At 45.3% G+C, this 23,935-nt stretch carries 16 protein-coding genes; 8 read left to right on the top strand and 8 right to left on the bottom strand.

Annotation, left to right across the window (positions count from 1 at the left end):
* Window positions 1-28: 28 nt before the first annotated feature.
* The 3 genes from recC to recD are packed head-to-tail and all read left to right on the top strand — an operon-like array spanning window position 29 to window position 9,132.
* Window positions 29-3,382 (top strand): exodeoxyribonuclease V subunit gamma, encoded by a 3,354-nt coding sequence (gene recC, locus Q4549_RS09330; RefSeq protein ID WP_303554457.1) that lies wholly within the window; start codon window positions 29-31, stop codon window positions 3,380-3,382.
* Window positions 3,375-7,088, top strand: a complete 3,714-nt coding sequence (gene recB / locus Q4549_RS09325; protein WP_303554455.1) for an exodeoxyribonuclease V subunit beta — start codon at window positions 3,375-3,377, stop codon at window positions 7,086-7,088. The genes recC and recB overlap by 8 nt, the downstream gene beginning before the upstream one ends.
* Window positions 7,081-9,132: an exodeoxyribonuclease V subunit alpha gene (recD, locus tag Q4549_RS09320; protein WP_303554454.1), complete on the top strand. Its 2,052-nt coding sequence runs from the start codon at window positions 7,081-7,083 to the stop codon at window positions 9,130-9,132. Before recB ends, recD begins: the two co-directional genes overlap by 8 nt.
* Before the next feature lie 28 nt (window positions 9,133-9,160).
* Here recD and Q4549_RS09315 read toward each other — a convergent pair whose 3' ends face one another.
* Window positions 9,161-10,066 carry a LysR family transcriptional regulator gene (locus Q4549_RS09315; protein WP_303554452.1) on the bottom strand — a complete coding sequence of 302 codons (906 nt, stop codon included), beginning with the start codon at window positions 10,064-10,066 and terminating at the stop codon, window positions 9,161-9,163.
* A gap of 132 nt (window positions 10,067-10,198) precedes the next feature.
* Here Q4549_RS09315 and Q4549_RS09310 point away from each other — a divergent pair, with 132 nt between their 5' ends.
* Complete coding sequence (locus tag Q4549_RS09310) at window positions 10,199-10,888, top strand: pirin family protein (RefSeq protein ID WP_303511699.1); 690 nt, start codon at window positions 10,199-10,201, stop codon at window positions 10,886-10,888.
* Between the two features lie 141 nt (window positions 10,889-11,029).
* Here Q4549_RS09310 and Q4549_RS09305 read toward each other — a convergent pair whose 3' ends face one another.
* The gene (locus tag Q4549_RS09305; RefSeq protein WP_303554450.1) at window positions 11,030-11,416 is read right to left on the bottom strand and encodes a hypothetical protein; all 387 of its coding nucleotides are present in this window, start codon (window positions 11,414-11,416) and stop codon (window positions 11,030-11,032) included.
* Window positions 11,417-11,547: 131 nt separating this feature from the next.
* Window positions 11,548-11,976, bottom strand: coding sequence for a hypothetical protein (locus Q4549_RS09300; RefSeq protein ID WP_303554448.1), 429 nt, complete (start codon window positions 11,974-11,976; stop codon window positions 11,548-11,550).
* A 98-nt stretch (window positions 11,977-12,074) separates the two neighbouring features.
* On the opposite strand from Q4549_RS09300, the gene Q4549_RS09295 reads away from it, so the two are divergent.
* Window positions 12,075-12,515 (top strand): PACE efflux transporter, encoded by a 441-nt coding sequence (locus tag Q4549_RS09295; protein ID WP_303554446.1) that lies wholly within the window; start codon window positions 12,075-12,077, stop codon window positions 12,513-12,515.
* On the opposite strand, the gene Q4549_RS09290 is transcribed toward Q4549_RS09295, so the two are convergent.
* Window positions 12,507-13,037: an NUDIX hydrolase gene (locus Q4549_RS09290; RefSeq protein ID WP_303554444.1), complete on the bottom strand. Its 531-nt coding sequence runs from the start codon at window positions 13,035-13,037 to the stop codon at window positions 12,507-12,509. The two genes, Q4549_RS09295 and Q4549_RS09290, sit on opposite strands and share 9 nt — an antisense overlap.
* Window positions 13,038-13,191: 154 nt before the next feature.
* Between Q4549_RS09290 and Q4549_RS09285 the strand changes: the two genes are divergently transcribed.
* A complete protein-coding gene (locus Q4549_RS09285) occupies window positions 13,192-14,805 on the top strand; it encodes an HD domain-containing phosphohydrolase (RefSeq protein ID WP_303554442.1) in 1,614 nt (537 codons plus the stop codon).
* A 71-nt stretch (window positions 14,806-14,876) separates the two neighbouring features.
* On the opposite strand, the gene Q4549_RS09280 is transcribed toward Q4549_RS09285, so the two are convergent.
* From Q4549_RS09280 to Q4549_RS09270, 3 genes are all read right to left on the bottom strand, one after another.
* Window positions 14,877-16,091, bottom strand: a complete 1,215-nt coding sequence (locus tag Q4549_RS09280; RefSeq protein ID WP_303554440.1) for a Xaa-Pro peptidase family protein — start codon at window positions 16,089-16,091, stop codon at window positions 14,877-14,879.
* A 125-nt stretch (window positions 16,092-16,216) separates the two neighbouring features.
* Entirely contained in the window at window positions 16,217-17,377 is a 1,161-nt protein-coding gene (locus tag Q4549_RS09275) for a GGDEF domain-containing protein (RefSeq protein WP_303554438.1), read from the bottom strand.
* Window positions 17,378-17,512: 135 nt separating this feature from the next.
* Window positions 17,513-18,778, bottom strand: coding sequence for an esterase-like activity of phytase family protein (locus Q4549_RS09270; RefSeq protein ID WP_303511713.1), 1,266 nt, complete (start codon window positions 18,776-18,778; stop codon window positions 17,513-17,515).
* Between the two features lie 230 nt (window positions 18,779-19,008).
* On the opposite strand from Q4549_RS09270, the gene Q4549_RS09265 reads away from it, so the two are divergent.
* Both Q4549_RS09265 and Q4549_RS09260 read left to right on the top strand, forming a co-directional pair.
* Window positions 19,009-21,036 (top strand): methyl-accepting chemotaxis protein, encoded by a 2,028-nt coding sequence (locus tag Q4549_RS09265; RefSeq protein ID WP_303554436.1) that lies wholly within the window; start codon window positions 19,009-19,011, stop codon window positions 21,034-21,036.
* Between the two features lie 52 nt (window positions 21,037-21,088).
* The gene (locus Q4549_RS09260; protein ID WP_303554434.1) at window positions 21,089-22,594 is read left to right on the top strand and encodes a Ppx/GppA phosphatase family protein; all 1,506 of its coding nucleotides are present in this window, start codon (window positions 21,089-21,091) and stop codon (window positions 22,592-22,594) included.
* A 42-nt stretch (window positions 22,595-22,636) separates the two neighbouring features.
* Here the strand turns inward: Q4549_RS09260 and Q4549_RS09255 are convergent, their stop codons facing one another.
* Window positions 22,637-23,839, bottom strand: a complete 1,203-nt coding sequence (locus Q4549_RS09255) for an ammonium transporter (RefSeq protein WP_303511718.1) — start codon at window positions 23,837-23,839, stop codon at window positions 22,637-22,639.
* Window positions 23,840-23,935: the final 96 nt, after the last annotated feature.

Here is a 23,935-nt window from a genome sequence, read left to right as displayed (position 1 = left end):
GGCTGCCTAGTTCAAGGGAACAGCCTTCTTGTTATATCTTTATCAAAGCAACCACTTAGATACCCTGCAAATACTGCTAAGTAAGGTAATGGCCTTACAGGCACCTGCTAATCCTTTTGTTCAGCAACAAGTGTTGGTGCAAAGTCCCGGCATGGCGCAGTGGCTAAAGCTACAACTGGCCGAACAACAGGGCATTGTGGCGAATGTGGCCTTCCCGCTCCCTGCTAGTTTTATTTGGCAAATGTTTCATTTGGTCTTGCAAGACGTCCCCGAACAAAGTCCCTTCAATAAAGAAGCCATGAGTTGGCGCTTAATGCGTTTGCTACCTAAACGTCTGGCCGAAGAAGAATTTAGTGCGCTAAAACACTACTTGCTAGGTGATGATGATATGACTGAGGTAGAGAGCCGTAAGTTATGGCAACTGGCCCAAAAAATTGCCGATATTTACGATCAGTATTTGGTGTATCGTAGCCAGTGGACCAGCGCTTGGGAAGATGGCGAAGACCTGATTGAAGTCAGTGAAAGCCAACCTTGGCAGCCGATCCTTTGGCGAGATTTGGTTGATGATACCGTTGGCTCTATGGACTCGCCCTACCACCGCGGCAATTTGTATATCGATTTTGTTGAGCAACTGCGGCTAGCAAAAACGGCGCCGCAAGGCCTGCCAGAACAAGTGTTTATTTTTGGTATATCGGCTTTGCCACCAGCCTATGTTGAGGCCTTAGATGCACTGGCCTTACATACTGATATTCATCTGTTTCTCACCAATCCATCAGAGAAGTATTGGGGCGATGTACGCGACGTTAGCACTGTGCTTAAGCAGCAAGCCGACATTGAAGTAGTCGGTAACCCGCTATTAGCCTCAATGGGTAAGCTAGGGCGTGACTACATTGAAATGTTGCATCCGCTAAACAAGCAAGAAACTGACATTTTTGCTAGCAACCTCAGTGAGCACAGCGCCGCAAGTTTATTGTCCTTAGTGCAAGATGATATTTTGCAGCTGCAAGACCCTATTGATTATCAGCGCTTTGATAGCAGCGAACATAAACGTTCTATTGCCGTTAACGACAGCAGCATTCAATTACATTTGTGCCATAGCCCGCGTCGAGAATTAGAAGTACTGCACGACCAGTTATTGGCAATGTTTGAACAAAATCCAGACTTAAGCCCGCGCGACGTAATCGTGATGGTGCCCGACGTAAACCGTTACGGGCCAATGATTCAAGCGGTGTTTGGTAGCGCGAGTCGCGAGACTCGTTTACCGTTTGCTATTTCTGATCGCAGTGCCACTCAAGAGAACCCGGTATTGCTCAGCTTTTTAGAGCTGCTGGCCTTACCACAAAAACGAAAGTCAGCCGCCGAGTTGCTCGCTCTATTGGAAGTGCCAGCCATTATGCGCTGTTTCGACTTAAGTGAAGACGAGCTAAAACCGCTACGTCAATGGGTGAAAGAGGCGGGAGTTCGTTGGGGCTTAGATGGCGCTGACCGTAGCCGCTGGCAAGCACCAGATGACGAAACCCATTCTTGGTTATTTGGCATTAAGCGCATGTTGTTGGGTTATGCCATGCCTGGCGGAGCAGGCCTTTACCAAGGTGTGCTGGGCTATGATGAAGTGCAAGGTAAACGCGCTCTTGCAGTGGGTAAGTTGGCCGACTTTATTGATGTGTTAATGCAACTCGAACAACAGCTGTTAGAAGCCGTACCAGCATCCCAATGGCGAGAGCGCCTGCAAGCTTTGCTAAGCGATATTTATCACTTTGATAGTGAGGACGAAGCCGAGCAATTACGTTTGTTAAAGCTGTTTGAAACCTTGGTGGAGCAGTGCACCGCAACCGAATATAACGAGCCAATAAGCCCAGAGCTAATTTTAGATTATTGCCGAAACCAGCTGAATGCCCAACGCGGCAGTCAGCGATTTTTAGCCGGACAAATCAACTTTTGTACCTTGCTGCCAATGCGCGCTATTCCTTTTAAAGTCGTGTGTTTATTGGGAATGAATGACAGTGAATACCCACGCAGCGTGCCCAGTTTAGGTTTTGATCTTATGGCGGCTAATCCGCCAAAACGCGGCGATCGTAGCCGCCGAGATGACGACCGTTATTTGTTTTTAGAAGCGCTGCTGGCTGCTCAACAGCGATTATACATTTCGTATATTGCGCATAGCGCTAAAGATAATAGTGAGCAAACTCCCTCGGTATTAGTGGCCGAGTTGGCTGATTATTTAGCGCAAAGCTGCGTTTTAGACGGTGATGAACAGCTCAATGTGGATGACTCCGGCAAGCAGTTGCTTGCTCAGCTTACTCATCAGCATCCCTTGCAACCATTCTCGCCCGAGTATTATCAGCATTCCTCACGGATCTTTAGTTATGCGCAGCGCTGGTTGCCCGCAGTTGCGGCTCAGCAGCAGAATAAATCTGAGCAAGCCTCAGCTGAACCTCTAATAAACGAGGGTGGTTTGGTAGATATTGAAATGGACGAACTGCTAGCGTTTAGCCGCTCGCCAATTGCTTATTTTTATCAGCGACGCTTAAAAGTGAGCTTTCCTCGCTTAAGTGACCAACTAGAAGAAACCGAACCGTTCTTGGTAGAAGGCCTATCGGGTTATGCCATGAAGCAACATTTGTTAGAGCAGCAACTAGATAATGCCGATAAACGCCAGCAGTTTGAACACTTACATGCCGCCGGCGCTTTGCCCCATGGTGGGTTTGGCGAGGTATCGTTTGAGCAGCAATGGCAAGATACACAACCATTAGCTGATATGCTATTTCCTTTGCTCGCGGGTGGTTTGTTAGAGCGCCAACAACTAATGCTGCAGCTGGACTACCATTCGGAAGACAGCGTATTGCAAACCCGTTTATCGGCTTGGTTAAAGCATCTGTATGCCCAAGGTTTGGTGTCTTATCGCCCCGGCAGTATTCGCGGTAAGGATTTAGTGGCCGCTTGGTTATGGCACTTGGTTTTTCATGCGGCGCAGCCAGCTCAAGCGTCAGCTAGTTATATTGTTGGCCGCAAAAATGCTTGGCAGTTCGCGCCTATTGATAGTGAATTTGCCACTCAGTGTTTAAGTGACTGGCTAAGTTGCTTGCACGCTGGTTTACAGCAACCTTTGCTATTGCCTATCGAAAGCGCTTGGCAATGGATAAGCCAGTGCAAAGATAAAAAGACTGGTGCAATCGAGTTTAGCGAAGCCAATATCGACAAGGCACGCCGCGCTGCACGCATCCAGTTTGCGGGTGGGCCGTTTGCACAAGCCGAAGGTGATGACCCGTATATTCAAGCCCAGCTAGCTGATTTAGAAGCAATATGGCCAGAGTTTGAAGCCAATACTCAGCGTTTATTCGAGCCCTTGTTACAACATATAGAGGAGTTTGCCAGTGTCTGATATAAACGCGCAAGCTCAGCCTAAGCAGGCAGTAAGTACTAACAACCTAGATGCTTTCACTTTTCCGCTGAATGGCGCTCGGCTTATTGAGGCCAGTGCTGGCACCGGTAAAACTTATACTATTGGCGCTTTGGTACTGCGTTTGTTACTAGGCCATCAGCGAGAAACGGGCCAAGGCTTTACTCAGCAAGGGCAGCTAACTGCGCTCACTATCGAGCAAATTTTGGTGGTGACTTTTACCGAAGCTGCCACTCAAGAATTACGCGGCCGAATCCGTGAAAAAATTCACGAAGCACGCATCGCCTTTTTACGTGGTAAAAGTGACGACTTCTTTATTGGCCAATTGCTAGATGAAGTGAGTGATCACCCACAAGCGGCTCAGCGCTTGCTGCTGGCTGAACAAAACATGGATCAGGCCGCAGTATTCACCATTCATGGCTTTTGTCAGCGCATGTTAAAGCAACATGCTTTTGAATCTGGCTTACCCTTTGAGATGGAGTTTCTCACTAACGAAATCCATTTACGTTTACAAGCGGTGCAAGACTGCTGGCGACAGCGTTTTTATCCCCTGCCAGTGCCACTTATCTCGCGCATTGTGCAATGTTGGCCGGGGCCTTATCAGCTGCATCAAGAAATTGGTAGCTTGCTTAATCAAAGCCATTTTGAGCTGCAAGGTGTACCAAATGAGCAAAATCTAGAAGCCTTTTTTGCCCAGCAAATTGCATGTATAGATACCTTTAAACAGCTGTGGAAACCCGCAGCAGCCGATATTGCCGAGCTAATTGCTACTGCACCTTTAAACGGCAACAAGTTTCGCAAAGCCTCAGTAGACAAATGGCTAGGGCTGATTAATCAGTTTGCCGACGCTCCCACCGAGAGTGACTTTTTAAGCAAGCCTTTACGTGAAGCCTTAGGCAAGTTTACCCCAGAGAATTTAGCCAATGGAGTCAAAGCCAAAGGTGCGCCGCCAGAGCATAAGGCGTTTAATGCCATTGAGGCCTTATTTGATGACGAACAGAACATTAAAAACTTGTTGTTGGCGCAGTTATTACCGCAGATTCGCCAGCGCTTTGCTGAGCTAAAGCAGCAGCAACAGTTATTGAGTTTTGATGATTTACTGGCGGGTTTAGCCAAGGCGCTAAATGCCCCGCAAGGTGGGGTATTAGCCGAACAAATTGCCCAGTTGTATCCAGTGGCAATGATTGACGAATTTCAAGATACTGACCCGCAGCAATATCAAATTTTCTCGCAGCTATATATGGACAGAACCGATGGCGCATTAATGCTGATTGGTGACCCTAAACAAGCCATTTATGGCTTTCGTGGGGCCGATATTTTCACCTACATGCAAGCACGTAACAATGTTGCTGCACGTTATAACTTGCCCACCAATTGGCGCTCGACCGGGGCTATGGTTAATGCCTGTAATCTATTGTTTGAAGCCCATGCGCGGCCGTTTATTTTTGACGATGCGATTCAGTTTATTCCAGTTGATGCGGCCAAAGACCAGCTTAGCGGTTTACAAATTAACGGCCAAGAACAAGCTGCGATGCAGTTTTTGTATCAGCAAAATAGTGAGTTTGTGCGTGGCGAAGACTATATCAATGGCCAAGCTTTGCAGTGTGCTCAGCAAATTCAGCAATTATTAGAAGCCGGACAAAGCGGCGCAGCCATCTTGGGTGATAAAGGGAAAACCGTTGAAGCGGGAGACATTGCAGTATTGGTAAGAACCCGCCGCGAAGGCGACAAAGTTGCTGCGGCATTGGCCAAACAAAATATTGCCAGCGTGAGTTTGTCTAACCGCGATAGTGTGTTTGAAAACCCAGAGGCTTATCAATTTTACCTGCAATTATTAGCCTGCCAAGAGCCGCATAACGACCGTAAATTACGTGCAGCCCTCGCCAGTAAAATGCTTGGCCTAAGCTTGCAAGAGTTGGATGCACTGAACACCGACGAAGCTTGTTGGCAACGTTATTCGCAAGAATTTTCCGAGTACCAACAACTGTGGCTAAGCCAAGGCGTACTGGCCATGTTTTATCACTGGATGAGCCAACGTGGTATTAGCGAGCGCTGGATAAATCAAAGTGATAACTACGGTGAGCGCTTACTTACCAACTTAATGCATTTAGCTGAGCTGCTGCAAAACCAAAGTGCCGAGCTTGACGGTGAAGCCGCCCTAATGCGTTGGTTTGCCGAGCAACTATTAGAACCAGACGGCAATGCCGACGACCAACAATTGCGTTTAGAAAGTGACGCGAACTTAGTGCAAATTGTCACTATTCATAAAAGTAAGGGTTTGGAATATCCAATAGTGATGTTGCCATTTATTCTTGGTTTTCGCGAAGCCAGCGAAGCCTTGTACCATGAAGGCGAGCGCTTTATTTATGATTTGGACGCTGGCGAAAAAGCCATGGAAGCGGCTTGCCAAGAACGTTTAGCCGAAGATATACGCTTGTTGTATGTGGCGGTAACCCGGGCAGTGTATTGCTGTTATTTAGGCGTGGCAGATCTTAAAAAAGGCAATGCCAAAAAAGGCGATACCGACGTACACCAAAGCGCGTTGGGTTATTTACTGCAGCAAAACCAGCCGCAGCCTGCGGGGGCTTTAACTGCGATATTAGACAATCTTGCCCTGCACAAAGACATTGCCTGGCAAACCGTGAGTGAGCAAACACTTACACCTTATCAACCTGTTGACGATGGCGAACAGAGCTATGCCGCGCGGCAGTTTACTAGCCAGATTAATCGAAACTGGTGGCTCACTAGCTACTCGGCGCTGAGTCGTCATCAAGGTCACCATTCTGGCTTTGACGCCAGCAGCGATATGGCTTGGCTAGATCAAGCCGAAGGACTAAGCGTGGAAAACAGCCAGCCACTGGCAGAGCAAACACTCACTATTTTTGATTTTCCGCGTGGTGCCGAGGCGGGTACCTTTTTACATTTATTGTTTGAAGAGCTGGATTTTCAAGCGGAGATTGATGAAGTCCGCCAACAGCTACCCAGTTTGTTACAAGCGTCAAGCTACAACCAGTTAAATGAACAAGGCGAGTTATTGTGGTTAGAGCCTTTGGCCCAAATGTTTATACAAGTGTGTGCAACACCACTCGATGATGCAGGCAGTATTGAGGCCTATAGTTTAAGCCACTTGCCCGAGCCACAACGTTTGGTTGAGATGGAGTTTTTCTTACCAATTGCCGATCTGCAAGCTAACCAAGTGAACCGCTTAATTCGTCACTTCGACCCTTTGAGTCGCCGAGCTAACTTACTCGATTTTGCTAGCGTGCAAGGCATGCTTAAAGGCTTTATTGATTTAGTATACCAACACGATGGTCGCTATTACGTGCTGGATTATAAGTCTAACTACTTGGGTGATGATGTAGGCGAATATCAACAGCAAGCAATGAAAAGTGCCATGATTGAGCATCGCTACGATTTTCAGTATCAGTTGTACAGTTTGGCCTTACACCGCTGGTTAGGCCAACGCCTGCCCGATTATGATTACCAGCAGCATTTTGGTGGCGTGTATTACTTGTTTTTACGAGGCATGAGTGGCGCTGAAGCTTCACCAATCACCGATCGCCAAGGGGTGTATTTTAGTCGCCCAGGGTCAGAGTTTATTGAACACCTCGACCAACTATTTGCCGGTGAACATTTGCCCGCAGAGTTACCAATGTTACCGAGCTGTGAGGAGCTAGCCGATGAGTAATTTAGCCAGCTTAGTCACGTCGCCAGCCCTTACTTGGTTGCAGCAACTTAAACAAGATGGAGCCATTAGTGCTTTAGATTTTCATTTTGCCAAGACCTTCGCCAGCAATAACAATGCTGAGGCCTTAATGATTGCCGCCGCCATGGTGAGTAATGAGTTAAATGCAGGGCATGTGTGCATTGATGTCGCAGGCATCGCAAAGCGCTGCGAGCTACTAGGTAATTGCCCACTAGAGCAATATCAAAATAGTGATTTTTGGTTGAAGGTGCTCAGTGAATCCGAGGCTGTTCAGCAAGCCGATAACGCTGAGCAAAGTGCTAAACCATTGGTGTTGCAATATCAGCGGGTATATTTATACCGTTATTGGCGTTATGAGCAGCAAATTGCCCATTACTTTTCGCAAGCTCAGGTGTCTAGTGAGTTTTCGGCCAACGATATAGCCCAGCGAGTGCAGCAATTATTTATCCCCGATTGGCCGATGTTGTTAAAAGCAAAAGCCAATTATTCACCTCAGCAAATGGAGCTGTATGCCGAGCAATTCCTTGATGTAAATGACGTAAGTTTGCTGAACGATGTTAGCTGGCTTCAGCAACTCGCTGAGATTAATGACGAGCAAAGCTTGGCCACCTTTGTTAGTAGCATAAGCAGCGCCAGCAAAATAAACTGGCAGCAATTGGCAGCCTTGCAGGCCTGTTATCAAGCTCGATTGGTGATAAGCGGTGGGCCAGGTACCGGCAAAACCACCACCGTGACTCGCTTGTTAGCGTTATTACAAGATTTACATTTAAGCTCTGGCAAACCCGCGCTTAATATTCAGCTAGTTGCGCCAACCGGTAAAGCGGCCGCTCGTTTAAGTGAATCAATTATTGGTGCCAAGCACCAGCTCAATGCCAGTGAGCAAACCATTACTACTATTCCTGAGCAAGCGTCTACCATTCACCGTTTGCTAGGCGTTATTCCTGGTCGAGCGGAGTTTCGTCATCATGCAGACAACCCACTCACTTTGGATATGTTAGTGGTAGATGAAGCCTCGATGATTGATATGCCCTTAATGGTTAAGCTACTGGCCGCGATGCCGGCCAAGGCGAGGATCATATTGTTGGGTGATAAAGATCAGCTGGCTTCGGTAGAAGCAGGGGCGGTACTTGGTGATTTATGTGCCTTTATCGACCATGGTTACAGTGCCGAGCTAAGCCAATTTCTACAAGCCTGTAGTGGCTTTGACTTGTCTCAGCAGCAGACTCAAACGCCTTTAGCGATTGCCGATAAATTGTGTTTATTGCGCAAAAGCTACCGCTTTGATGCCCGCTCTGGCATTGGTTTGTTAGCTAAGGCGGTAAACCAAGGGCGCGCTGATCACGCTTTAGAGCTACTTAACTCACAACGCTCAGATTTGCCTTATCAAAGCTTAGGCCAAGAGGCTTACCAAGATTTGCTTGATACTGTGGTGCAAGGTTATCAGCCTTATTTAAACGCGCTGCAACAAGGGCAAAACATGCAGCAGGTATTTGAATTATTTCACCAATTCCAGCTATTGGTGGCTTTGCGAAATGGCGAGCTAGGGGTGAGTGGTTTAAACCAGCGCATAGAAGGCCTATTGAAAAAACACGGCTTGATTGAGCGTTCTACTAATACCGAGAGCCTGTGGTATGCCGGTAGGCCAGTAATGATTGATCAAAACGACCACGAACAGCAGCTATATAACGGCGACATTGGTATTTGTGCCAGCGATGAAAACGGCCAGCTAATGGTAGCGTTTGAATCGGCCAATGGTTTACGTTGGCTGCTGCCAAGCCGCCTACCTGCCCATCAAAGCGTTTATGCGATGACGGTGCACAAAAGCCAAGGCAGTGAATTTAAACATGTCGCCATGTTACTGCCGCCCGCTAAACAAGGTTTGGTGAATCGAGAGTTGTTATACACCGCGATTACTCGAGCGAAAAGTCAGTTTAGCTTGTATGCCGATGCTGAAAGTATTAGTGCAGCCTGTAGAAATAAAACCCAACGGCGTTCGGGTTTGGTGGAGCGCTTAGCTGCTAGATAGGGGCTTCTCGTTATTTGCATTTTTTTATCTAGGTGTTTAATCGTTGATTAAACACCTCTTGTATGTAAAGCATAAACGCTTTCACTTTGGGAATATTGAGTTTGTGTTTTGGATATAACGCATACACATCAACGTCAGGCATTCCCCAGTTGCCCAGAAGGGGAACTAAAGAACCATCATGTACTTGTTGTTCACACATGTAGTCAGGGAGTACCGCTATACCAATTCCTTCTACTACCATTTGCTTAAGAATAAGGTAGTCATCCACTAACATTTTAGGTGCAATTTTGAGAGTTTGTTTTTGTCTGCCCGACACCAGCTCTAAATGCCCTTCATATTGCACACTCGTCATAAGCAAAAAATCGTATTGGGCTAACTGGTTAATCGATTTGATTGCTCCGTGTTGCTGTAAATAATGAGGACTAACGTATAGTTTTCGGCTAACTTGGCCGAGTCGTTTTGCAATGAGACGCGAATCGTCGAGGTCGCCAATTCGAATGACTAAATCAAAACCTTCTTCAATTAGGTCTACGCGCTGATTAAGTAACTCAAGTTGTAATTTAATTTCCGGATATTGACGCATAAACGTGCCTAAAACGGGTTTGAGAATGTCATGTCCCATGCCTACCGATGCGCCAATCTTTAACTGCCCTTCCACTTTATTTAACACTTGAGCGATGGCCGCCTCTGCTAAGCCAACTTCGGCTGAAATACTCCGGCAATGTGTTAAATAGAGTTGCCCTGCCTCGGTAATATGCTGGGAACGGGTTGTTCGCTCTAGCAGTATTACACCTAGGCGTTTTTCTAAACGAGATATTTTACGGCTCAGATTTGCTTTAGGCATGGCTAAGCGATCAGCTGCTAATGTGAAACTACCCGCATCTACCACCGCTACGAAAAGCATCATGTCATTTAAATCGCTTACTACATTCATTTTTTGCTTAATCATATTGTTGTTAGATATGGAAAAGAAATTCTAATTTATGTGTATATATAAAACAATTGGTGTTCACTAGAATAACTCCATCAACGACAGAAACTCTGTTAACACAACAAGGATTAAGTTATGAAAATACTATCAAGAGATTCTTTAGCATTAGGCGGATTTGCTGGCATTGTTGAACATCGCCTAGTGACGGATAGTAAGGTTTTTGGGGCGCGCAAAAAACCTGAAACCTTTGATGGATTGGGCAGCATGGTTTATTTGGCTGATGCTCGATATAAACCCTTTGGGTCATCGGGTATGCATCCTCACCGTGAACTCGATGTTATTTCAATTATTGTTGAAGGCCGTGTTAGCCATGAAGGCTCAATGGAGCATGGAAAAAATCTAGTTGCTGGCGATGTTCAAGTTCAACGAGCGGGCGGGGAAGGTTTCTCGCACAATGAGCTAAATCCAGACAACGACACCAACAGAATGTTGCAAGTTTGGGCATTACCAGAAGTCGAGGGACAAAGAGCATCTTACAAATCGTACACCCCAAAATTAGATGGTATTACTCGAATTTATGGAGGGGATTCCTCGCAAGAAAAAACATTTGATAGCCATACTCTGATTGATATTGCGCATGTTACCGCCGGAAGTGACCTGCATTTCCAAAGTAACACGCTGATTTATCTTATAAGTGGGGATGCGCAGATAAGTGAAAAGGCTAATGCTGAAGTACTAACAGTAAAAGAGGGGGACTTGATTCGCAGTAGTGAACTAACGATCTCGGCCATTAATCACCTACATTTACTGGTTGTTAGTGAGTAACAAACTGATGAATCACAACATTGATAATGGGAAAGCAAATATGACCTAGGGATATTCATGAGACTGTTTGCGTGCCCCATGCGAAACTCAATGTTATCGCGAAGAGCACCTAAGCTCTCCACGGGCAAAAGTTTAGATGTTCTATTGTTTAACTAAGCGAACCTCTAGCTGAACTGTATCAACGCCGCAAACTCCCTCACTCACCTCAACGTCGTAAGCGTACCAATGCTCATAGCCTTGTTTCATAACGGTCACGTTATAAAAGCCCGGTCTTTCGAAGGCTCCTTGTAAGGTATGCTGCGGTTCGCAAGTATTCTCTTCAGGGTGAGTCAGGGTTTCTTCGTAGCTTGATTCTTGAAGGGTGGCACTTGCTCCACAAGAGGTAGCTTCCCCTGATTGGTCGTCTAAAACGGTAATGGCAATTCCTGGGTTTACAACGTCAGGACAACCAAAACCAGCTTCTTCTGAATTACAGCCTAGCAGCGCTAAACCCACTAATCCGACTGAGTAATATCGCCAACTTTTCAAATCCATCTTCCTTGATTGAGAGTAATCTTTTACTATTCAAATGCTAATTTATTGATAGTTTTGATATTAATGTAAGCCAGTGATCTTTAAAATTAAAAAATACTAATTTAGTGCAGTCACGCAAGTTTTCGCTAGTTCTTCCTCTGTTGCATATACTCTTGAAACAGCTTGTGTACCCCATGCAAAAACTCAACGTCGCCGCGGCGCGCGCCTAACATGTCGTCTACAAATCTAAGGCTACTGGCGGGGATGGGTGAGCCTTTTACTAGGTCTCGCTCTTGTTGACTTAGCGGGAGCAAATACACCATGCTCAAATCCATGGCTTTGGCTAATTTGTAAATTTCGATTTGGCTAAAATTGGCCGAGCCGTCTTTGTCTAACTTGTTGTAGAGCGCGGTTTTAGAAATACCGCTTAGCTTTGCCAGCTGGTTACGATTTAACGAGTAATACGCCATTAACGATTCAACGCGTTCTATTTGCATTGCTCTGTACTCTCGCTCATTACAGTCGGCAAATTCAAAGCTGCCAGTGGCAATGTTGTCCCATTCAGAGGTTCTCATAATCATTCCCGTATTGAGGAAAAATGCTGTTGTTTCGTTCCAGTATAAGGACTATTAAGCCGATAAAATAGCCTTATTGATTTGAGCTGGAGATAAGCATGAGACAAACATCCGACAGAATTCGTCACGCTATTGGTTTTGAACTAGTGGGTTTGTTAGGCGCAATGCCATTAATGAGTATTTTGTTTGGGGTTGACCCAATGCACTCTGGCGCTATGGGTTTGTTTTTCTCTGTGGTGGCTACGCTGTGGAACTATAAATACAACGCTTGGTTTGATGGTTATTTGCAGCGTCGCCAAGGCAATAGTGAAAAGAGCCAGCAGCAACGAATAATACATGCTTTGGGGTTTGAAGCAGGTTTGTTGGTGATTACTATTCCTGTGATGGCCTGGTGGTTTGAGGTGAGCTTGCTGCAAGCCTTGATTATGGATGCAGCGATGATTGTATATTACTTGTTCTTTGCTTACGGCTATAACTTAGCATACGACAAGTTGTTTCCTGTGCTTGGCCAAGTAAAGGCTCAATCATGCTCAGCTTAGTAGGCCACTAAGTTTGGCGCGGCTATAACAAGCGATGGTTTTGGCATCGTTAATGGTTCCGTTAACGATGCCGTGTTCAAACTCTGCAAGGCTCATTTCAAATACTTCAATAAATTCGTCTTCGTCACATTGGCCTGCCTTAGCGCTTAAGCCTTTGGCCACAAACAAATACTGTATCTCGTCGCAAAAACCGGGAGCGGGGTATAGCTTGCCCAAGTTATGCCATTCTTCCGCCACCAAATTTACCTCTTCTTGAAGCTCACGCTTGGCGCATTCTAATATGCCTTGTGATGATTGCTCGTTGGCTTCAATGGTGCCGGCGGGTAATTCAACTAGCCAATCTTTAATCGCAGTTCGGTATTGGCGTTCCATTATTATTTTGCCTTGCGGGTTTATTGCCAAAATAACCACTGCGCCTGGGTGTTGTAAGGTAGTGACTTGAACTTGGCGTTGATCGGGCAGTTGGTGTGGCTCTTCAACAACTTCAAAGCAGTGCCATTTACACAGTGTTTGTTTTTCCATTTTAAGGCTCCTCAGGCTTATTTCTTCTAGCTTACTGCACTTAGATGACGGGAGCGTTCTAAAATTAATGACAAATTTATATATAAATTTGTCAATTACTCGCAAGAACCGACAAATTAGCACATAGTTTTAGGAGTTCTTAGGAGGATTTGTTATGTCACGTATGACGCTCTACCTTGCTGTTACTGCGGTGTTTTTGGCGGTAGTGATGACAATAACTAGCATTACTTTGCTTAATCAACGAAATGTATCGGTGAATGCGCTATCCAGTGATATTGCTAAACAAGCCGCAGCGGTGTCAGTTTTACTAAAACATACCGAAACTCAAAATCGCCAAGAGCTAGAATATTTTGCTGACCTAAGCCTAGTTCAGCAAGCGCTGTTAAGCGGCCAATATACTCAGTTAGAAGAATTGCTACGCAAGCTGATGAAGCGTAAATCCAGCATCGTGCAAAGTCGCTTATTAGACCCGCAAGGCCGAGAAGTATTTAAGTTGGTGACTCGGGGTGGTGTGCCAATGCGTTTAGCCGATGTAGAGCTGCAAGATAAATCGGAGCGTTACTACGTTAAACAACTATTAGACGTACCCAGCACCCGCTCTTATATGTCTGCAGTAGATTTAAATGTGGATTATGGCGTGGTAGAAGTGCCTTATCGCCCGGTGTTACGCATTGCCCAAAAAATCACTAACCCAAATACTGGGCAAGTGATGGGGTCGCTAATGTTTAACTACGACGTAAATGTAGTGTTTAGTCAGCTGGGCAGCTTGATTCCTGATCATATGCAGCTGTACATCGTAGACTATAAAAACCAGTTTTTAGCCCACCCGCAGCCAGAGCTACGTTATTGCGCTGAATTAGAGTGTGAGCTTTTGTATAGCGCAACTCAGTTAAGCCATTTAGCCCATCAACGGGTGTATTTTGATCAATCTTTAGCGGCAGAGGTGAATTTGGACAGTGCCGCTCGGCCTGTAGTGAGTGGCTCTAAGCTGGTGGTGGCTTATAAGCCGAGTTACTTACCAGCGCTTACTCAGCCTTTATCGGCCATTGCAGTGCTTAGTCGCAGTATGTTGTGGTGGGCGATATTGCTGGTGAGTCTGCTATTAAGCGCGGGAGTTTGTTATAGCTACGAGCATTTACAAAAGCAATTAGACGCACGCTTACAAAAAGCCAAGATGCAAAAGGTATTAGAAGGTGTTACCGAAATGTTGGAACGCTTGCACGAAAATGACGACCCAATAACCGGTAGCCATGTGCAGCGGGTATCTTACTATTCGCGCTTAATGGCTGAGCACTTAGGTTTAGATAAACAACTGGTGGATGATATTCATCAGTTTGCGTCGCTGCATGATATTGGCAAGATTTCTACGCCTGATGCGATATTAGGTAAACCGGGCAAGCTTGATCCTCAAGAATGGGAGGTGATGAAGCAGCACGTAGACAATGGTTATCAGTTATTGCGAGACTTTGAGTTGAGCCCAGTAGCTGAGAATATTGTGCGTGGCCACCACGAGCGTTGGGATGGTGAAGGGTATCCGCAAAAAATTGCTGGCGAAGACATTCCAATTGAAGCCCGCATTGTGAGTTTAGTGGATTGCTTTGATGCGTTAATGTCGGTACGCCCTTACAAGCCGGCTTTTTCCTTTGAGAAGTCTAAAAACATTATTAATGAGCTTAGCGGTAAGGCCTTTGACCCTTACTTGGTGCAGGTATTTAACTTTCTTGAAAATGATTTTCGAAAAAGCCGCTCTAAGCTCAGCAAAATCTAAGGGTGAATGACTAAAAAGCCACGCGTTTAATAGCGCGTGGCTTGGGTTAGTTGTTCGTAGCACAAATAGCCTTAACTAAGATGATAGCCAAAAGGGTCATCTACACTTGGGCTGGGTTGAGTAAACCACACAGGTCCGTTAGCGCTCATATAGAAATGATCTTCTAAACGCACCCCAAAATGTTCGGGAATCACTAACATCGGTTCGTTACTAAATACCATGCCCTCGGCCAGTGGAGTATTGTCGCCAGCCACTAGATACGGCCCTTCATGAATATCTAGCCCGCAGCCATGGCCAGTGCGGTGTGGTAAACCCGGTAAGGCGTAATCTGGGCCATAGCCATCATTGGCTAATGCTTGGCGAGCTGCAGCATCTACATTGGTGCAAGTTTGGCCAAGTTGGGCCGCTTCAAAGGCGGCTAGTTGGGCTTTTTGTTCGCTTAACCAAGCGCTACGTTGGTGCTTGGTGGCTTCACCAAAGGCATAGGTACGGGTGATATCTGAGTTATAGCCTTCAACTAAACAGCCTGTGTCGATAAGTACCCAATCATTTTCTTGCAGTATTTGCGGCTCTTTTACTCCATGCGGAAAAGAGCTGGCTAAACCAAATAACACAATGCAAAACGAGGAACCGCTAGCGCCTACTTTTTGGTGTGCTTGATGAATAAACGCTGTTACTTCGCTAGTGCTAATGCCAGGGCGCAATATTTTTGCTGCCGCTTTTTGCACGTCCATGGTCATGTCTTTTGCTTTTTGCATTAAGGCTATTTCGTTAGCCGATTTTTGCATTCGACAGGCTTGGCTTATTGAGTCACCATTTACAAACTGTAACTTAGGGTTAGCTTTAATTAATCCGTCTACCAAGAAGTATGACGCGCTAGGGTCAATGGCGACTTTCCCCTCTAGTCTCTGTTGCTGGCAAACTTGCTGAAACAAGAGGTAGGGGCTTTGATGTTCATGCCAGCCATGAAAGGGCGCCTCAATTAACATAAAATCGTTAATTGAATCCTGCTCAAAATAAGGCGCAATGTAATGCAGTTGGCCGTTGGCGCTGAGTATTGCGCCCACCATACGCTCGCTGGCGTTCCATTTTAATCCGGTAAAGTAATAGAGGTTGGTACCTGCGTTAAGGTAAATTGCACTAATACCCTGTTGCTGCATGAGTTGGCAGGCCTTGGCTTGGCGCTGTTGATACTCTGCAAGACCTATTTTTTCAACATCGCTACACATGTTGCTTAGCAGGGCTAATTGTTCACTGGCGTTACTGCCACCTACACCTATGGTCATGGGTAATCCTTGATTGCATGATTAGCTGAGATAATGAGCTTACTCAGCGTTTGCTAGAGATTAAGAACAAAAGGGCAGTAGGTAAAGTGGAATATTAACTAATAACTAGAAGAATGAATGGCTTGTTAATTAGTGGCCTCTAACATGGTATGCATACTGACCTTGTTTCCCCCCTGATGTTTGGCTTGGTACATGGCTTCGTCGGCTTGCTTAATTAACTCTGACAGATCTGGAGTATCAATATTACTGGCCACACCAAAGCTGGCACTCATAAATAGCTTGCCTTTGCTGGTGGCTAACTCTTGTTGGTTGAGTTGAATACGAATGCGATTAGCGAGGGCATTAGCTTGTTCGGCATTAGCATTGTTGAGTGCAATCACAAATTCTTCGCCGCCAAAGCGGCCGAATAAATCGCCCACTCGCAGATTGTCTGAGGCGATGTGGGAGAAATGCATTAAAGCTTTGTCGCCAATGTCGTGCCCATACACATCATTGATGCTTTTAAAGCGATCTAAGTCGATAAAGATTACCGTTACCACTCCTCCAGAAAACTGCGCACGTTTGGTCATTTTTTCTAGCTGCTTAAGAAAGTAACTGCGCCGCATAGCGCCCGTTATGTCGTAGTTGGCGAGTTGTTCCAGCTGGATAATTTGTCGCCAATGTAGCAAAAAATAAAATACGTAGGTTTGCAGGGCATTACCGGCAAAAATGGCCAAGGACAACAGGGTAGGCACGCCTAGCAGTAAGCCGCGATTCTCTGGAGTGCCTTGCAAGGTAATATACATGCGTAACATGAGACAACTACCAAAGAACAGGTAGAGGCTAATAACTAACCACAAAGCGTTGTTATCTTGTTGTCGCCAATAGCGAAAATACAGATAAGCACAGTAGTAACAACACAGCGCTAAGGTGCTAGAAAACAAAATAATACGGTGCTGGCTAGAGGGTTCAAACATGATGTAATACAAGGTAAAGGCGCAATACACAGCAAGCACTAAACCCAGTAATGTTCGGTTGAAACGTTGTTTAAGGTAGTGATGGTGACCAGCTAAAATCAATAAGAAAGACCCTACAAACAAGCCGTTTTGTAAGATCAACTCGGTGGCCGATGGCATATCTGCCAGTACTACTAATGCTAAGCCACATACCTGAGCATATGAAGCGATGATCCAGCAATCTAGCTCTTTTTTCTGCCCATGAAAAAGTCGAATGAGGGTGAGTACCACAGCGGATACCACCGTCACTAAAGTGGTGAGAATAAAATAGGTGAGTCCATCAACAACCATTAACGAGCGATTTCCTTATTGCTACAACAATAGTGTAGATGCCTGTTTTATTTATACAAATTGAATTGCTTAGATGGTAGCTAAATTGCGAAGCAGCGAAACACCAAGGTGCTCCGCTGAATGGCTCAAATAGGCCTATTTGGGTTCTAGGATGTACAAGGTATTTTGATCAATACTTTGGTTGGCTGGAAGTACTTTTTGAATCACATGTTCGCCTTTGGCTGCGACCGAAAAATCATCATCATTGAGTACCGCTAGTTGATTATTGTTGCGTAGCCACAGCCCTTCTAGTTTGTCGTGAGGGTAAGGTGTAGGCATATCTACCAATAAATCGCTGACGAGGGTTTTAGTTACCGGTTTAATGCCTTGATTAGCCAACTCTTGCCAGCTCAATTGTTCTAGCGTTTTACCGTTAACGCGTAAACCGTTTGGTGAAGTAACATCGCCGCTTACATCTGTGGCTTGGCGTAGGTCTATCTTGTAGATACGTTTGTATTTAGCCTGCTTTTTCCCCTTTCCGCCGGCAAAGCCACCATCTCGCTCAATCACCAAAAACTGTTGTTGGTTGAGAGCCACAATTTCTGAATTAGACAAGTTGTTGGCTTCTTGCTGATAAATAAACTGCTGGGTTTTACCTGTCTCAATATTAAAGCTTACGATGCGAGTAAGGTTTTTATTGGTAATAGTTTTTTTACTGGGGTTGTACAAGGTAGATTGCATGATTCCAAACAGTACTTTTTCGTCTGGAGTAATGGCTAAACCTTCCATGCCACGGTTTGCTCGGCGATGAGTAAATACTGCGGGTAGCTTGCGGCCGCCGGTTCCTGTGCCAAATGGATTGATGCGCTCTAGCTCTAGGCCTTCTTGATTGTAATGCACAATATGTGGGCCATATTCGTCACTTACCCAAAAGCCACCGTCTTTTAAGGCCACTAAACCTTCACTGTCGATACCGTAAGGGTCAGCCTTGAGTACTGATTTGTCATTAGCATAAGCTACTTCGCCGGTATCACCCATGCCTTTAGGGTTAGGCAGTCCAGAAACGGCGTTGCCCTGTGGATCTTTTAGCAAAATTTCTTTTACTTTAGTGATTTGACCATTTGAATAGCGAAATAAGCCTATTCGTGGCGTGTATTCGGGGGTCGGGAATATTTTCCCTTTACCTTCTGGGCCTTGATATTTTGCATTGGGCCCACGGTCGGTAAGTGCATAAAAGTGATCACCGAGGCTTGGGTGAGCGGTCATTGCGGAGCCATAACCGCCGTTACGGATCTCGGTACCGTTGGTCAATGTGGTTAATACTTGATAAGGCAATGTCGCCGAAGTATTAACCTCGTTCGCGAGTGTTTGCAGGCTTGTGAGAGCCAGCACAGTTATCGGCAAAATCAATCTTATGGTCATGTTTGCTTCCTTGCTATAATGTTTTATAAAAACATAATATAACCATTAGATTATTCTTTTATTACGTATGAATTTGCATAACAAGTGAGCCAAAAAGCTAAATCTAATAATGGCTTAGCCCATTAATTGTGCAGGATATCTCACAATAATTACTAAAAAAGCTAATCAACGAAAACCTTACTAGGATTACTAGTGGGTGTAATGTCGAACTTTGGGAAAGGTAGCAAGGCATGTTTGGAAAAAATATCAGTCAGATCTCGGTTGTTCATCGGCTATACATTGGATTTGCCGTACTCACTATAGTGATTGCACTTGGTGGCGGCGGCGCGTTGTTACTCGGCCAAAAAATAAATTCAAGCTTTAATATGTTGACGGAAAACAGCGCCAAAACGCAGTTGTTGGCCAACGGTGTCGGTAGCCAAGCGCTTCGATCCGGAATCCAATTACTCAGCATCCCCAATTCAACTAACCTTGAAGAACTACAACAGATAAATAGCCAAGCGGAACTTGCTATTCAATCTTTAGAAGATCAGGTAAAGGCCCTTTCTGAGCATGCTGCTGCATTTAACATCACCAGTTTGAATCAGCACTTAAAAAACGTAGAGCAAGTTGAAAATATCTTGTCTACAGAAGGGCAAGGCTTAGCTGAGCAACAGGGGATCTTTTTACAACAAGACCAAAAAGTTCGTGATGATGTTAGTAGTTTCTTGTTTCAGCTTTCTGATTTAAAGCGCATGGTTAACCAAGTCTCTGGCCCTAGCGCTGCAGAAGATAGTTATATTCAAGACGTTTTAACGATGGTGATGGATCGCTTTGGTTTAATCGAATTTTTGCTTTCAAACATGGTAAACACTCGCGACCCGGAAAAAGTCGCCGACCTAGTTAAAAAGATTCAATACAACAGCAAGGTATTTAATGATGATTTTGAGTCACTGACATTTGAGGTGGAAGGCTTAGCTGACCCTAAAGTGACAGACTTAGTAACCTGGTTTAACCGCGAGGTAAATGACTCTTCAGGCATTGTTGAGCGTTACATAGGAAGCCAACAAACCATTGCCAACATTAGCAAACAAACGACGGAAATTAACCGTCAGTTGTCAGCCTTAGATGGCATTATTATTAAGATTGTTGACTTAGCGAACCAGCAAAGTGATGCCGCTAGCGCGCAAGGTCAAAGCCTTATTAAAAATTCGCGGGCGACCACCGCGGTGGTGGTGCCTATCGTAATACTGTTTGCTATTGCTGTTGCGTATTGGCTGGCGAGCTTAATTCGTAAACCTCTAGAGCACACTCAATCACATATTCTGCGTTTAGCAGAAGGTGACTACAGCCAAAGTATGCAAGGCAAATACTCCGGTGAGTTTGCGATTTTGGTGGCGGCGATTAATAGAATGATTGAACAAGCGCGAGAGGTATTTAGCCAAATTCAACTTGCCGCTCATCAATTAAGTGACGTATCGGTTCGAAATAACGAAGCCGCAAGCGTTGTTAAAACTAAGTTAGATAAACAAACGGCAGAGCTTAGCAGTGTTGCTACGGCTGTGACTGAAATGGAATCGGCGATTAAAGAAGTGGCGTCTAATACTGAAAGTAGCCGCGAGTTGTCGATGTCGGTAGAGAGCAATATTGATCAAGGCCAGCAGGTGATGAATCAAAATATTGAAACTATCGAAAGTTTGGATAGTGCTTTGCAAAGTACTTCTGGCCAAGTGGATAAACTGGCTGATGCAAGCAAGCAAATTGGTTCTATTATTGAAGTGATTGACGGTATCGCTGAAAAAACCAACCTACTTGCTTTAAATGCGGCGATTGAAGCTGCGCGAGCAGGTGAGCAAGGCCGCGGCTTTGCTGTGGTAGCAGATGAAGTACGAAGCTTAGCCAGCCAAACCACCAAAAGTACCGAGTCAGTAAGGGCGATGATTGAAACCCTGCAGCGTGAATCGACTCAAGTTTATAATGCAATGGCCTCTAGCCGTGAACAAATGAGCGAATCTAAAGACCTCGCTGAGAAATCACGCGAAGCGATTATGACCATTCGCACCGACATGACTCAGATGCGTGAAATGACCGATCAAATTAGTGTGGCAGCGCAAGAGCAGCATCACGTTGCCAGTGAAGTGACTCGAAACGTGAATGTGATTGCCGAAGTTGCTGAAGATAACTTTGAGCAAATTGGTAAAGTGGCGCAATCTAGTGAAGAGTTGCAACAACAGGTAAATGACATCGAAACTATGTTAAAACGTTTTATATTGAAGTAAATTAGAGAGCCTTTTGGCTTGGTCTTTTGCGAGTAAATCGCTGAGGTAATTTATGTTCAATTTATCGCGTTTGTTGAGTCCTAAGTCTCAACAACTGGCTGCTCTCGATTTAGGCAGTAATAGTTTTCACTTAATTATTGCTGATTGGGAAGACGGCGAGTTAAAAGTTCGCGATAAAGTCAAAGAGATGGTTCGCCTGGGGTGGGGCTTACAAGATGATGGCAGTTTAGATGCCGCAGCTTGGAATCGCGCTCAGGCTTGCTTAGAACGTTTTGGCGAACGTTTACGTGAGTTTAAACCCGGCAGCGTGCGTGTTGTTGGTACTAAAACCCTCCGCAGTATTATTGATGCAGATGTTTTCTTACAAGCCGCTGAACAGCGCCTTGGTCACCCCGTAGAAGTAATTTCTGGTGAAGAAGAAGCTCGCCTAATTTACCTTGGCGTTGCGCATTACAAAGCGCCAACCAATGGCCCGCGAATGGTGATAGACATTGGCGGTGGCAGTACCGAGGTGACCTTAGGCGAAGGCATGGATCTTAAGCTTAAAGAAAGCTTAGATATGGGCTGTGTATCAATCACCAAACGCTTTTTCAAAAGTGGCCGAGTCACCAAAAACCGCTTACTTAAAGCCAGCGTATACTGCTCTCAGCAACTATTGCCAGTAGCCGACGATTTCCTTGAACATGGCTGGAACGAATGTTTAGGTGCCTCGGGCACGATTAAAGCGGTTGCTAAAGTATGTGTAGACAATAATTTCTGTGAAGATGAGATTCAGCTAAGCGGACTAGACGCCATTGTTGAGCATTATCTTGAAGCGGGCGAATGTAACTTGCCACTTAAAGGTTTGTCTGAGGAGCGCCAGCCGGTGTTCTTAGGTGGTGTTTTAGTACTTCAAGCTTTGTTTCAGGCCTTAGGTATTACCTCTATGCACGCCGCTGAGTCGGCCCTGCGCGAAGGTTTGCTATACGAACTGAAAGGTCGTTTAGAGCATAGCGATATTCGCCCTTCCAGTGTGCAACGTTTGGCCGAGCGCTACCATGTAGACAGCCAATTTAGTGGTCGAGTAGATACTACTTGTCAGTTACTGCTAAACCAAGTTGCTGAGACTTGGTCGTTGGATGAAGTTGAAACCAATAAACTACTAACATGGGCGTCTCAGCTGTTCCTTGTAGGCTTAGATGTAGCTCATAGTGACTATCATAAACACGGCGCTTACATTGTTGAGCATGTTGATTTAGCCGGTTTCTCTCGTTTAGAGCAACAGCAGCTAGCAGCCTTAGTGTTGGCTCATCGCCGTCGTTTTCCGGTAAAGCAATTCCCACTACAAAATACTGATTTACTAAAAGCCTGTTTGATTCTTCGCTTATCGGTTATTTTCAATCGTGGTAAGCGCCGACAAACCTTGCCTGAACTGCAATTTAGAGCCGCGGGACAACAGATGAGCTTATTGTTGGATCAACAATGGCTGCAAAACAACCCTCTTACTCGTGCTGATTTAGAAAACGAGCAACAGTACCTAAGCCAGATTGATTACAAATTAGATCTTATCGAGTTATAGAGCGAGGTTCGCCCTAGCACGCTAGGGCGAAAATAGATTGGATTAACGGTCTTTATTGGTTGCGCTGATTTTGTGAATCGCTAAGTCAGCACCGTGGAATTCATCTTCTTCTGATAAACGCAATCCAGCGAGTTTGTCTACTAAGGTGTAAACAACAAAGCCACCCACTAGTGCTACCACTACACCCGCTAAGCTACCCACTATTTGACTCATCAGTGAGATGCCACCTAAACCGCCTAAGGCTTTACTACCAAAGATACCAGCAGCTACGCCGCCCCATACACCACATAAACCGTGTAGCGGCCAAACACCTAGTACGTCATCTAGGTTTGAACGTTGTTGTAACCAAGTGAATACCCAAACAAACAATGCACCAGCGATACCGCCAGTGATTAATGCGCCAATAGGATGCATTAAGTCTGAGCCTGCACACACGGCAACCAAACCCGCTAGCGGACCATTGTGAACAAAACCTGGGTCATTACGGCCTACAATTAATGCGGCAATTGTGCCGCCAACCATGGCCATTAAGGTATTTACAGCAACTAAGCCGCTTATGCCGTCCATGGTTTGAGCCGACATAACGTTAAAGCCAAACCAACCTACGGTGAGTACCCAAGCACCAAGTGCTAAGAAAGGAATGTTAGACGGTGCAAATGCAACTCCTGGTTTTCTGCCCTTACGTGCACCTAGAATTTTAATGGCAACTAAGGCTAACCAGCCACCCATGGCGTGTACAACTACCGAACCCGCGAAATCGTGGAAGGCTGCGCCAAACTGCGCTTCTAACCAAGCCTGAAAGCCGAAATTGCCGTTCCAGATAACACCTTCAAAAAACGGGTAAACAAAACCAACAATCAGTGAAGAAGCAATCAGGAAAGGATAAAACTTACCGCGTTCAGCAATACCACCCGAAACAATCGCTGGAATAGCCGCAGCAAAGGTCAGTAGGAAGAAAAATTTAACCAGCTCATAGCCATTTCCTTCTGCTAGCACTTCTGCGCTATTAAAGAAGTGATTGCCGTAAGCTAGGTAGTAGCCGATAACAAAGTACGCGACGCCGGAAAAAGCGAAGTCAGTGATAATTTTAACCAAGGCATTTACTTGGTTTTTGTGGCGTACGGTACCTACTTCCAAGAAGGCAAAACCGGCGTGCATTGCCAGCACCATTATAGCGCCCAACAAAATGAATAAAGTGTTTGCGCTTTGCGACAATACGTCGATAGCGTCACTAATATTATCCATTAAAAAATCTCCCTAATTGTTTCTTTTAATATGGTTTGCGCCAAAAAGAAGCAATTTCCAGGCCTTTTGTTAATTTTATATTGAGCTAAAGCACTA

Origin of the sequence: Agarivorans sp. 2_MG-2023 (genome assembly GCF_030548085.1) — a bacterium.
Classification (GTDB): domain Bacteria; phylum Pseudomonadota; class Gammaproteobacteria; order Enterobacterales; family Celerinatantimonadaceae; genus Agarivorans.
The sequence above is the reverse complement of the archived record's forward strand: the minus strand, read 5'-3'. Positions and strand labels throughout refer to the sequence as shown.